The following is a 12,187-nucleotide window of genomic DNA, read 5'->3' as shown; positions in this document are numbered from 1 at the left end:
CCGCTGCGCTCGCCGGGCATGGCCCGGCGCCACCGACACCGATCCTGGTAGCGCCGGGCCATGCCCGGCGGTCATGGAACGTCAACGCACTTTGAGTGCCTTCAACAGCGCCGCATTGAACTGCTTCGGATCCTGCACCTGCGGCGAATGGCCCAGCGCCGCGAACTCGACCAGGGTCGAGCCGGGTATCACCGCCGCTGCCGCTTTGCCCAGTGCCGGGTAGTTGCCCAGCGTCGCCTTCAGTTCGGGCGATGCCTGGTCACGGCCGATCGCCGTGCGGTCCTTCTGACCAATGAACAACGTGGTCGGTACCTGCAGATTCTTCAGTTCATGGACGACGGGTTGGTTGAACACCATGTCCGAGGTCAACGCCTGGCTCCAGGCCACCTGCTGCTTGCCCGGGCCCTCGTACATGCCCGACTGCATGCGTGCCCACGGTTCGTACGCCGGCTTCCACTTGCCGTCGTAGTACACGTCCAGCTGGTAGCGGCGGATGCTGTCATAGCTGATGTTCATTTCGCCGGCATACCACGCGTCCACGCTGCGCCAGGGCACGCCCAGCGCCTTCCAGTCTTCCAGCCCGATCGGATTGATCAGCGACAGACTGCGCAGCTGTTGCGGATACATCAGCGCATAGCGGATGGCCAGCATGCCGCCCATCGAATGACCGACCACATGCACCGGCACGTCACCCAGCTGCAGCTGCTGCAGCAGCGCATGGGTATTGTCGGCCAGCTGCCCGAACGAATACTGGTAGCGCTCGGGCTTGCTGGATTTGCAGAACCCCACCTGGTCCGGCGCGATCACCCGGTAGCCTGCAGCCACCAGCGGCTTGATCGTCTCCCTCCAGGTCGCTGCGCAGAAGTTCTTGCCATGCAGCAGCACCACCACGCCGATCGGCGACTTCTTCGGCGCGACATCCAGATAGGCCATCTCCAACGGCTGGCGCTGCGATTCCAGCGCAAAGGTCTTCACTGGATAGCCGTAATCGAATCCCTCCAGCCGCGGCCCATAGGTTGGCGCAGCGAGAGCGGACAACGGAAGGCAGGCAAGCAGGGCTGCAGCGATCGCGCGCATGGGACATTCCGGAGCAGGGGAGCCTCGAGCCTAACCGCAAAGCGGTGACGACGCCGTCCGCTGTAGAGCCGAGCCCATGCTCGGCTCCCTCATCAGCCGAGCATGGGCTCGGCTCTACAACTCAGCACTCGATGACGTTCACCGCCAGCCCGCCGCGGCTGGTTTCCTTGTACTTGTCCTGCATGTCGCGGCCGGTATCGCGCATGGTCTTGATGACCTTGTCCAGCGACACCTTGTGCTTGCCGTCGCCGCGCATGGCCATGCGCGAGGCGTTGATCGCCTTCACCGCGCCCATCGCGTTGCGCTCGATGCACGGAATCTGCACCAGGCCGCCGATCGGGTCACAGGTCAGGCCGAGGTTGTGCTCCATGCCGATTTCCGCCGCGTTCTCGATCTGGCTCGGGTTGCCACCCAGCGCGGCGACCAGGCCACCGGCGGCCATCGAACAGGCCACGCCGACCTCACCCTGGCAGCCCACTTCGGCGCCGGAGATCGAGGCGTTTTCCTTGTACAGGATGCCGATCGCCGCCGAGGTCAGCAGGAAGTCGAACACGCGCTGTTCGTTCGCGCCGGGGCAGAAGCGGTCGAAGTAGTGCAGCACGGCCGGCAGTACGCCTGCCGCGCCATTGGTGGGCGCAGTGACCACGCGCCCGCCGGCGGCGTTTTCTTCATTCACGGCCAGCGCGTACAGGTTGACCCAGTCCAGCGTGGTCAGCGGGTCGCGCATCGCCGCTTCCGGCTTCGACGACAGTTCGCGGTACAGCGCCGGTGCGCGGCGGCCCACTTTCAGGCCACCCGGCAGCACGCCTTCCTCACGGATGCCACGCGCCACGCAGGCCTGCATCGCGCTCCAGATCTCGCGCAGGTTGTCGCGGATCTCGTCTTCGCTGCGCCAGCACTTCTCGTTCTCGAACATCAACTGGGCGATGCTCAGGCCACTGCGTGCGGTCTGCGCCAACAGCTCGTCGCCGCTCTTGAACGGGTAGGGCAACGGCGTTTCGTCCGGCACGATGCGGTCATCGGCCGCATCGTCCTGGTTGACCACGAAGCCACCGCCGACCGAGTAGTAATCGCGGGTGGCCAGCACTTCGTCATCGGCGTTGTACGCGGTGAAGCGCATGCCATTGGTGTGATAGGGCAGCTTCTGCCGCTTGTTCAGGCCGAGGTCGCGCTTTTCGTCGAAGGCGATCTCGTGCTGGCCCATCAGCACGATGCGCTTGCTGCTGCGGATGCGCTCCAGCGTGGACGGGATGATGTCCGGGTCGATCAGGTTCGGACGCTGCCCTTCCAGGCCCAGCAGGATCGCCTTGTCGGTGCCGTGGCCGCGACCGGTCAGCGCCAGCGAGCCGTACACATCGGCACGGATGCGCGCGACCTCCCCCAGCTTGCCCGGGTCGAGCAGCCAGCGATGGATGAAGCGCTCGGCGGCCCTCATCGGCCCGACGGTGTGCGAGGAGCTCGGGCCAATGCCGATCTTGAAAACGTCGAACGTGCTGACAGCCATGGTTGCCGTACTGCGGGTACCGGGAGAGACCGCTATTCTAGCGGTTCACGCCGCACTTCCATGACTGCGGCGCAGCATTTCCGCCAAGGGAGCAAACCCCGGTGTTGACCCTGTTCCAGCGTGACGACTGCCATCTGTGTGACATGGCCCTGGCCGAACTGGCCAAGGCGCGGGCGCCCGAGTTCGAATCGGTGTTCCTCGATGACCAGCCGGCGCTGGAGGCGCGTTATGGGGCGCGGCTGCCGGTGCTGCGTGATGAGACCGGCGGGCGGGAGCTGGACTGGCCGTTCGATGCGGCTGCGGTGCAGGCCTGGTTGGCCGCCGGCAGGTAGCGCCGGGCCATGCCCGGCGAGCGCGAAGCGCGGCCATCGGGGAAGCCGCCGGGCATGGCCCGGCGCTACCGCGGACGACAGGGCGTCTTATTTCGCGTCGAACTTCACGATCGTGCTGATCGCGGTTTCGTCCGGGATGGTCTTGGTATCGGCCCAGTCGCCACCGCCGACACCGAAGTCCAGGCGCTTGACCGTGGCCTTGCCGGTCAGCACCGGCTGTGCGCCGGGCTTCCAGGTGAAGGTGAAGGTGACCGGCTTGCTGACGCCACGCAGTTCCAGCGTGCCATCGGCGGCGAACTGGTCGTTGCCAAGCGCGCGGAAGCCCTTGGCGGTGTAGCGTGCAGTAGCGAACTTGCCGACGTTGAAGAAGTCCGCGCCCTGCAGGGTGGAGTCGCGATCGCTGTTGCCGCTCTTGGCGCCGGCCAGCGGAATCACCACGTCCAGCGAACCGGCAGCCGGGTTGGCGGGGTCGAAGCTGAGCTTGGTGGCGAAGCCCGGGAAGCTGCCGGTGAACACTTCACCGTCGTACTTGGTGGCAAAGGCCAGGAACGAACCGGCACCTGGGGCCTGGGCGTAATCGGCGGCGAGCACCGGTGCGGTGGCCAGCATGCCGGCAAGAGCGGCGGCCACGGCGGCCGGGGTGGTCAGTTTCAGGTTCATCGGTCAATCCTTCTGGGGAGAGGCGAGCCAGCCACGCGGCAACATCCGGGACAGGGTGGCATCGCGCTGGAACAGGTGGTGGTAGAAGGCAGCACCGGCATGGGCCAGTACCACCGCGATCAACAGCCAGAAGCCGTATTCGTGCAGCGCGTGGGAAACCGCCACGACCTGCGGGTCCGGTCCGCTCAGCTTGGGCACCTCGACCAGGCCGAACCAGCGGAACGGGCGCAGGCCGCTGGCCGAGTCGTACAGCCAGCCCGACAACGGGATGGCGAACATCAGCACATACAGCAGCACATGGGTGGCGCTGGCGATGCGCTCCTGCCAGCCCGGCACGCCGGGTACCGGCTTGGGGGCGCCCGCATACAGGCGCCAGCCCAGGCGCAGCACCACCAGTGCCAGCACGGTGATGCCGATCGACTTGTGCGCGGTATAGACCCAGAAATACTTGGGCGTCTTCGGCAGTTCGCCCATGGTCAGGCCGACGATGCCCAGGGCGAGAATCAGCAATGCGATCAGCCAGTGCAGGGTCTGGCTGACACTCCCCCAGGCGGCGGGGGTGTTCTTGGCGGTCATGAAGGGTCCTTGGTGGCCGTCTGGCTGTCGGAGTGGGGATGGGGCGCGGGAGTTCCCGCAGAATCGCTGCGGTCGAGCGTGGCTTCAGTCTCGATCCGCACCTGCACCGCATCACCGATCACGCCCGGCCAGGCGGTGATGCCGAAGGCGCGGCGGCTCAGTGTCGTGGTGGCGGAGAATCCTGCAGTACGCCGGAACGGCGGCAGCGGATAGCGTTTGACCTGGTTCAAGGTCACCTCCAGCGTGACCTCCTGGCTGACCCCGCGCAGGGTCAATGTCCCGGTCACGTGGGCACGTTTCGCGTCGATCGGTTCGACATGGTGGGAGACGAAGCGGGCGGTGGGAAAGCGTTCGCCATCGAGCAGGCTGCGCGCCAGCGTGGCCTGGTTCCACTTGGCATCACCCAGGTCCAGTCGTGCTACCGGAATCTCGACGTCCAGCGTTGCATCCCGCCAGTTGTCGCTATCGAACTGCAGCTGGCCCTGGCTTCCGGAGATCGTACCCAGCGCCTGCGAGTACCCGGCATGGTCGATCGCGAACAGCACCCGGGTGTGCACCGGATCGATGCGGTAGGCATCGTTGCCCGCCCAGGCGGGGGCGACGGCAAGCAGCATCGGCAACAGGGCCAGGCGGAGGCGCATCGGCGGTGGGCTCAGGGAAAAAGACCGCTTGATCATACCCATAGCCCTTGCGCAACGCTGTGTGCACGGCTGCAACAGTTCGTGGTGCCGATGTGGCCGGAAACAGGCTGTTGCAGCGATGGCTGCAGCCCTGTGTGACAATCGGCACAGGACAGGGGGTTCAGGATGACGAGCGGCTGGCGCCGGTGGTGCCAAGGCATTGCAGGAGCAGGTCTGGTGCTGTTGGCGCTTTGCGCTGCAGGCGCGACCTTGGACATGGCCGGGGAAACACCGCGCCTGCGCCGTTTCGGTGCCGCCGAGGGGTTGCCCTCGCGCATGGTGGTCGCGCTGGCCGAAGACCGTCAGGGCCGTGTGTGGGCCGCTACCGATGGCGGCCTGGCTCGCTATGACGGCGGTGAACTGCGGGTGTGGCAGCACGACCCGGCACAACCGGATTCGCTGCCCGGCAACGAGATCGAAACCCTGCTGGTCGACCCGCTCGACCGGATATGGGTCGGCATCAACGGCAAGGGGCTGGCCCGCCTGGATGCCGACCGCGAGCGCTTCAAGACCTTCGATTCCGTCACCGAAGGCTGCCAGGGGCAGTTCTGGACCTTGGCCTACGCCGAGCACGCGCTGTGGATCGGCAGCAGCAGCCATGGGGTCTGCCGTTTCGGCGAAGACGGCTCTTTGCGACATTTCCAGCATGATCCGGCGCAGCCCGGCGGACTGCCCAGCAACACCGTCTTCAGCAGTCTGGTCGATGCGCAGGGACGGCTGTGGGTGGGAACCGAAACCGGCGTGGCGCGCTGGAACGGCCAGGCCTTCGAAGCCGTGGCGCCGCGCGAACTGGCGGCGGTCAGCGTGCTGCGGCTGAGCCGCGATGCCGATGGGGCAATCTGGGTCGGCACACAGAACGACGGCCTGTACCGCATCGATGCGCAGGATCGGGTAACGCGACCGGCCTGGGCCGACAGCGCCGGCCTGCGCTCGGCACTGGTACTGCCCGACAGCCGCGGAGGCTACTGGGCGGGCACCTCCGATGGCCTGCTGCGCGGTGACGGCCAGGTGCTGCGCAAACTGGAGGGCGACCGTGGCAGTGGCTTCCTGACCGGCCATAGCGGCGTGCTCGACCTGCTGCAGGATCATGAGGGAGGGCTATGGGTCGCGCTGTTGACCCAGGGCCTGGCCTACCTTCCGCCAGACTGGCGGCGTTTTTCGACCTGGTACCAGTTCGATGGCAAGCCGCTGGACAGCCAGTACCTGCTGAGTGCCGCCAGCGATGGTCGCAGCTACTACGTTGGTTCTGCGCACGGTGTCTACCAGATCGATGCACAGGGGACGTTGAGCCTGCTGGCCAGCGACCGCGAGCTGGGCGGCGGCGCGGTGTGGTCGGTGCTGCCACGTCCCGATGGGCGGCTGTGGCTGGGCCGCGCCGGACGCATCAGCGTCTATGACCCGGCCACCCGCGCGCTGCGCGACTGGCGCATTGGCGGCGGCTCCGACCTGCGACAGCGGATCGATCTGATGCGGCAGGCGCCTGATGGCACGGTCTGGGTGTCGGTGATGAATCTGGGCCTGCAGCAGCGCAGTGCCGAGGGTCGCCTGTTGCGCAGTTTCGATGGCGCCATGCTGCGTGGTGATACCGATGCACCGGTCGAACAGATCCGCTTCGATGCCACGGGGCGGGCCTGGGTGATGGGGGAAACGGGGATCCTGCGCGAGCAGGGGGACCGCTTTGAAGCGGTGCCAGGCGTTTCCCGGGGCCCGATCTACGATCTGGTGTGGATCGATCCCCGGCAGATGTGGATCGCGCGCCAAGGGGCGTTCGAACGCTACCAGTGGGATGGCCTCAGCCTGCGCCTGATCCAGCGCGTCGATGCCGGCGCCGGCGTGCCGCCGGTCAGCATGGGAGGGCTGGCCCTGGCCGCGAACGGACAGCTGTGGGCGACGACACCGCGAGGCCTGCTGCGCTGGGATCCGAAACAGCGTCGCCTGCAGATCTTCAATGAGCGCGACGGCCTGCTCGATGCCGAGTTCACCGGACGCCCGCCGGCAATCGATGCCGATGGCCGGGTGCTGGCCGTTACCCAGACCGGCATGGTGGGTTTCGATCCGAACGCTGCGGATGTCGACCTGCCGCCGTCGCAGCTGGTGATCGCGCAGGTGCGCGTGCGTCGCGACGATGCGCGCGGCTGGCAGCCCCTGCCAACCTCCGGCCTGCTGTTGCTGGGGCCCGATGACCGTGACCTGCAGATCGATGCGCGGCTGCTGTCCTACGCCAACCCGCAGGGCAACCGCTACCGGTTCCGTGTGGAGGGATACGACCAGAACTGGGTGGAACAGGGCGGGGATGGCCAACGTACGCTGTCGCGGCTGCCGCCCGGGGCCTATGCGATCGAGGTACAGGCCGCATCGGCCAGTGGCCCGTGGACGCCCTCGCAGCAGCTGCACATCAAGGTGTTGCCACCCTGGTGGCGCAGCAGCATGGCGATCTTCGGCTATGTGATGCTGGGCTCGCTGTTGCTGCTGGCACTGCTGTGGTTGATCCGCAGGCGGCTGCGGCGGCGCCAGCAGTGGCAGTTGACGGTGCACAAGCAGCAGATCGCCGAGCAGGCATCGCAGGCCAAGAGCCGCTTCCTGGCGACCCTGGGCCACGAGGTGCGCACGCCGATGACCGGCGTCCTGGGCATGAGCGAACTGCTGCTGGCCACCGAACTGGACCCGGTGCAGCGCAGCTATGCCGGCTCGATCCAGCAGGCCGGCAGCCATCTGCTGCGCCTGGTCAACGATGCGCTGGACCTGGCACGGATCGAGGCTGGCCGACTGGAACTGGACATCCGGCCGTTCGACCTTGGCGGATTGCTGGACCAGGTGCAGGCGCTGATGCAGCCGATGGCGCAGCAGCGCAGGCTGGCGTTCCGGCGTGAGGGGGACCTGCCAGGCCCGATCTGCATCAGTGGCGATGAGATGCGCGTCCGTCAGATCCTGCTGAACCTGCTGGGCAATGCGATCAAATTCACCGAGCGCGGCCATGTCGGACTGGCGGCGCGCCTGGACGAGAACGGCGGCGTGGTGACCTTCGAGGTCAGCGACAGCGGGCCGGGCATCAACGCCGAGCAGCAGCAGCGCCTGTTCCACCGCTTCGAACAGGCCGATGGCCCGCGGACCGCGTCGCGCTATGGCGGCAGCGGGCTGGGCCTGGCGATCTGCCAGGAACTGGCGGTGGCAATGGGGGGGCGCATCGATGTCGACAGCCAGCCGGGGCGTGGCGCACGTTTCGCCGTGCGGCTGCCGTTGCCCTGGAGCCGGCAGCAGGCCTCCCGCGATGGCGAGGCAACGTTGCCGACGCTGCCTGCCTTGCGCATCCTGCTGGTCGAGGATGATGCAACCGTTGCCGAGGTCATTGCCGGCCTGCTGCGCAGCCGTGGCCATGAGGTGGTGCATGTGCTGCATGGCCTGGGCGCGCTGTCGGAGATTTCCACCGAGGGCTTCGATGTCGGCCTGCTTGACCTCGACCTGCCTGCACTCGACGGCACCGCCATCGCCCGCCAGCTGCGCGCGATGGGCTACGAGCTGCCGTTGGTGGCCGTTACCGCGCGCTCGGATGCCTACGCCGAGACGCAGGTGCTCGCGGCCGGATTCGATGGTTTCCTGCGCAAGCCGGTTACCGGCGATCTGCTGGTGGCGGCGATTGCCCAAGCGCGCAGTAAACGCCAGATCATCAGCTGAGTACGGCATCCTGCGGCGTGAATCGCGCAACTTTCGGTTTACCATGCCGACGCCCACGGCGTGGGCATCATCAACAGCAGCGTGAGGAGGCCATCGGTGGTGTATCTGCGGGCAGTGACGCTGCTGATGCTGCTGCTGTGCTGCCTGGTGCCCGCTGCCGCGCAGCCGGTGCCACCTTCGCCGCGGCAGGTCACCGTGTTCGATGGGTTGCCATCCAACACCGTCAACCGCATGGCCGAAGACCGCTACGGCTACCTGTGGATTGCCACCAACGATGGCCTGGCCCGCTACGACGGGCGCAACTACCGCATCTGGCGTTCCGAGGATGGCCTGCGCGACAACCGCATCTGGAGCGTACTGGTCGATGCCCGCAACGAGCTGTGGATCGGCACTGAAAATGCCGGCCTGGTGCGGATGTCGGCCGACCGCCGGCAGCTGCGCTTCTACGACCGCAGCAGCCAGCCGCTGATGGGCAGCAACACGGTCTGGAGCCTGGCTGCGACGCCGGATGGCGCGATCTGGTTCGGCACCCACGAGGGCGGCCTGTACCGGCTGGACAGCAATGACCGTCTGCAGCGGTTCCTGCCCGAAGCCAACAACCCGCGCAGTCTGCCAGCTGCATCGGTACCGTACCTGGCCACGCTTGCCGACGGCAGCCTGTGGGTCGGCACCAAGCATGGCGTGGCGCGCTGGACCGGCACCGATTTCGAACGCATCGGCGGCGACCTGGTGCCCAGCCTGCTGATCAATGGTCTGACCGCCGAGCCCGACGGCAGCCTCTGGATCAGCACGCTGGCCGGGGCCACCGTGCGCCGCCCGGATGGCCGTTTCGAATCCGTGCCCTGGACATTGCCGGCCGGTGACCAGGTACTGGGCATGATGCTGCGCGACGAGCAGGGCGGGCACTGGCTGGATACCCGCAGCGGCCTGGGCCGGGGCATCGATGGCCGTTACCAGACAGTGCCGCTGTACAGCGCCATCGCCCGTGGCCTGGTGCGGCCAAACTGGACCGGCGCCTATGAGGATCGCGAAGGCGGCATCTGGCTGGCCAGCACCAATGCCGGCCTGTGGCATCTGCTGCCGCGCTGGTGGCAGTTCTCGGTGTTCTCGCGGCTGGAGGATGATCCGTCCTCGCTGCGCAATTCCTATGTGCTGGGTACCAGCCCCTCCAGCAATGGTGGCGTGTGGACCGTCGGCAGCCATGGCGCGCTGGACCGTTTCAATCCACGCACGGGCGTGATCGAGCAGCACCGCACCTTCGTCAACGGCATGCATTGGCTGACGTCGGTGCGCGAAGACCGGCAGGGACGGGTGTGGGTGGGCTCGACCGACGCCTTGATGCGCTACGACCCGCGTCGTGGCGAGCTGCGGCGCTGGGGGCGGGACTCCGGTGCGGATGCGACCATGGAAGGCAACATCGAGGCGATGATGACCTGCGATGGCGACAGCCTGTGGTTGATGCTGTCGGCGGGCCTGCAGCAGCGCGACCTGGACGGGCACGTGCGCCGGCAGCTGGAAAACGGCCAGGACGGTCTGCAGGCGGGTCAGCTCAATCTGGACGTGGAATGCGGACCGCAGGACCGGATCTGGCTGGCCAGCAGCCGCGGCCTGCTGCAATGGCAACCGGATGCGCAGCGCTTCCAGCCGGTGCCGGGCGCGCCGGCCACGGCGGTCTATGCCCTGCATGTCGGCAAGGACGGGCAGGTCTGGTTGTCCGAGGATGGCCGCCTGTCGCGGTATCTCTGGAGCCAAGGCAGGTTGGAACGGCAGGCGGTGGTGGGCGCGGAGCAGGGCTATCCGGCGATTTCCGCCACCGGTCTGGTGGTCGACGCGCAGGGCGTGGCGTGGGCCACCAGTGCCCGTGGCCTGGTGCGGGTCAGTGCCGATGGTGAAAGCGTGCGTCTGTACGGCGTACACGATGGGCTGCCCAGCCAGGAATTCCGCGAACACACCCTGATCGCAACCGCCGCGGGGCGCATGGTGGCGGGTACCCCCGCCGGCGTGGTGGTGTTCGATCCCGAGCAGGTGCGACCGTCCACCCGGCGTGCGCCGCTGGTGATCGAGCGGGTGGAGGTGCGCCGCAATGAGCAGCTGCTGGACCTGACCCATGACACGCCGCTGCAGATCGCCGATGGCGACCGCGACCTGCGTATCGTCGCGCGCCTGTTGTCCTTCGCCGATTCGGCCTCCAACACCTACCGCTACCGGTTGGCCGGCTACGACCCGGACTGGGTCGAGGTGGGGCCGGCAGGCGAGCGCCTGTTCTCGCGCCTGCCACCCGGTGCCTACCGGCTGGAAGTGCAGGCGCGCTCGGCCGACCACGTCTGGTCGCGGGTGCAGACCCTGGAGTTCCACGTGCAGCCGCCGTGGTGGCGCAGCCTGTCCGGGTTGCTGGTGCTGGCCTCGATCGCACTGCTGCTGACCAGCTGGTTCGCCTGGTTGTACCGGCGCCGGCTGCAGCGCCAGCACGCCTACCAGCTCGCCCTGCACAAGCAGGATCTGGCCGAGCACGCGTCGGCGGCCAAGACGCGCTTCCTCGCCAATCTCGGCCATGAGATCCGCACGCCGATGACCGGCGTGCTGGGCATGAGTGAACTGTTGCTGGCCTCGCCGCTGGATCCGCAGCAGCGCGGCTACACCCAGTCGATCCGGCATGCGGGTGAGCACCTGCTGCATCTGGTCAACGATGCGCTGGATCTGGCGCGGATCGAGTCGGGGCGCCTGGAACTGCAGTCCAACGCGTTCGGTCTCAATCGCCTGCTGCAGGATCTGGCCGCGCTGATGGGGCCGCTGGCTGCGCAGAAGGGCCTGCGGTTCATCCTCGACAACCAGTTGCCCGCAGGGCTGCAGGCGACCGGCGATGCGATGCGGGTGCGGCAGATCCTGCTCAACCTGCTGTCCAACGCGGTCAAGTTCACCAGCCGCGGCAGCATCACGCTGCACGCGCGCTGCGAGGAAGGGCCGCGCGGGTTGCATTTTGAAGTGCGCGATACCGGACCGGGCATCAGCCAGGAGCAACAGCAACGGTTGTTCCGGCGCTTCGAGCAGGCTGACGGCGCGCGCACGGCCGCGCAGTACGGCGGCAGCGGCCTGGGCCTGGCGATCTGCCGCGAGCTGGCCCTGGCCATGCAGGGCCGGATCCGCGTGGAAAGCCAGCTCGGTAGCGGTACCTGCTTCGGTGTCAGCCTGCCATTGCCGCTGCAGCAGGGGGCGGCCAGCGACGGAGGTGCCGATAGCGATGCTGCCGCCGCTGTGGACAATATGCCTTCGCTGCGTGTGTTGCTGGTGGAGGACGACGCGACCGTGGCCGATGTGGTGTGTGGCCTGCTCACCAGCCGCGGCCATGAGGTGGTCCACGCTGCCCACGCGCTGGCCGCACTGCGTGAAATCAGCGCAGGCGATTTCGACGTTGGCCTGCTCGATCTGGATCTGCCGGGCCTGAGCGGTTTCGAACTGGCCCAGCATCTGCGCAACCAGGGTTACACGCTGCCGCTGCTGGCGGTGACCGCGCGCACCGACCCGGATCTGCAGCAGCAGGTGGAAGCGGCTGGCATCGGTGGTTTCCTGCGCAAGCCGGTGACCGGTGAGCTGCTGGTGGAAGCGATCGCCCGCGTGCTGGGGCGGTAGGGGTTCGGCAGGGCTGCGCCCAGCACCCGCAGAGGCAACAGCAACGGCAACGGCCGGAG

General features: G+C 67.5%; 8 protein-coding genes. 3 read left to right on the top strand and 5 right to left on the bottom strand.

Annotated elements, in window-relative coordinates; genetic code table 11:
• Positions 1 to 81 precede the first annotated feature (81 nt).
• Together ACFX4F_RS17055 and ACFX4F_RS17050 are read right to left on the bottom strand one after the other, a co-directional pair.
• Positions 82 to 1,077 carry an alpha/beta fold hydrolase gene (locus ACFX4F_RS17055; protein WP_380657352.1) on the bottom strand — a complete coding sequence of 332 codons (996 nt, stop codon included), beginning with the start codon at positions 1,075 to 1,077 and terminating at the stop codon, positions 82 to 84.
• 121 nt (positions 1,078 to 1,198) lie between these two features.
• Positions 1,199 to 2,581 (bottom strand): L-serine ammonia-lyase, encoded by a 1,383-nt coding sequence (locus tag ACFX4F_RS17050; protein ID WP_165377854.1) that lies wholly within the window; start codon positions 2,579 to 2,581, stop codon positions 1,199 to 1,201.
• A gap of 101 nt (positions 2,582 to 2,682) precedes the next feature.
• Between ACFX4F_RS17050 and ACFX4F_RS17045 the strand changes: the two genes are divergently transcribed.
• Entirely contained in the window at positions 2,683 to 2,913 is a 231-nt protein-coding gene (locus ACFX4F_RS17045; RefSeq protein ID WP_099818879.1) for a glutaredoxin family protein, read from the top strand.
• Between the two features lie 87 nt (positions 2,914 to 3,000).
• On the opposite strand, the gene ACFX4F_RS17040 is transcribed toward ACFX4F_RS17045, so the two are convergent.
• The 3 genes from ACFX4F_RS17040 to ACFX4F_RS17030 are packed head-to-tail and all read right to left on the bottom strand — an operon-like array spanning position 3,001 to position 4,790.
• Positions 3,001 to 3,573 carry a YceI family protein gene (locus ACFX4F_RS17040; RefSeq protein ID WP_099818880.1) on the bottom strand — a complete coding sequence of 191 codons (573 nt, stop codon included), beginning with the start codon at positions 3,571 to 3,573 and terminating at the stop codon, positions 3,001 to 3,003.
• 3 nt (positions 3,574 to 3,576) lie between these two features.
• A complete protein-coding gene (locus tag ACFX4F_RS17035; RefSeq protein WP_099818881.1) occupies positions 3,577 to 4,149 on the bottom strand; it encodes a cytochrome b in 573 nt (190 codons plus the stop codon).
• On the bottom strand, positions 4,146 to 4,790 hold the full coding sequence (locus ACFX4F_RS17030) for a YceI family protein (RefSeq protein ID WP_380657348.1): 645 nt from the start codon (positions 4,788 to 4,790) through the stop codon (positions 4,146 to 4,148). The genes ACFX4F_RS17035 and ACFX4F_RS17030 overlap by 4 nt, the downstream gene beginning before the upstream one ends.
• Before the next feature lie 165 nt (positions 4,791 to 4,955).
• Between ACFX4F_RS17030 and ACFX4F_RS17025 the strand changes: the two genes are divergently transcribed.
• Both ACFX4F_RS17025 and ACFX4F_RS17020 read left to right on the top strand, forming a co-directional pair.
• Positions 4,956 to 8,501, top strand: a complete 3,546-nt coding sequence (locus tag ACFX4F_RS17025) for an ATP-binding protein (RefSeq protein ID WP_380657346.1) — start codon at positions 4,956 to 4,958, stop codon at positions 8,499 to 8,501.
• 96 nt (positions 8,502 to 8,597) lie between these two features.
• On the top strand, positions 8,598 to 12,128 hold the full coding sequence (locus ACFX4F_RS17020) for a two-component regulator propeller domain-containing protein (RefSeq protein WP_380657344.1): 3,531 nt from the start codon (positions 8,598 to 8,600) through the stop codon (positions 12,126 to 12,128).
• Positions 12,129 to 12,187: the final 59 nt, after the last annotated feature.

The sequence above is a fragment of the Stenotrophomonas sp. YIM B13575 genome, assembly GCF_042787595.1.
GTDB lineage: Bacteria > Pseudomonadota > Gammaproteobacteria > Xanthomonadales > Xanthomonadaceae > Stenotrophomonas > Stenotrophomonas lactitubi_B.
The sequence above is the reverse complement of the archived record's forward strand: the minus strand, read 5'-3'. Positions and strand labels throughout refer to the sequence as shown.

Bases quoted from the DNA above. Each gene is read 5' to 3' on its own strand.
- ACFX4F_RS17055 (WP_380657352.1), bottom strand. From the start codon at position 1,077: ATGCGCGCGATCGCTGCAGCCCTGCTTGCCTGCCTTCCGTTGTCCGCT.
- ACFX4F_RS17050 (WP_165377854.1), bottom strand. From the start codon at position 2,581: ATGGCTGTCAGCACGTTCGACGTTTTCAAGATCGGCATTGGCCCGAGC.
- ACFX4F_RS17040 (WP_099818880.1), bottom strand. From the start codon at position 3,573: ATGAACCTGAAACTGACCACCCCGGCCGCCGTGGCCGCCGCTCTTGCC.
- ACFX4F_RS17035 (WP_099818881.1), bottom strand. From the start codon at position 4,149: ATGACCGCCAAGAACACCCCCGCCGCCTGGGGGAGTGTCAGCCAGACC.
- ACFX4F_RS17030 (WP_380657348.1), bottom strand. From the start codon at position 4,790: ATGCGCCTCCGCCTGGCCCTGTTGCCGATGCTGCTTGCCGTCGCCCCC.
- ACFX4F_RS17025 (WP_380657346.1), top strand. From the start codon at position 4,956: ATGACGAGCGGCTGGCGCCGGTGGTGCCAAGGCATTGCAGGAGCAGGT.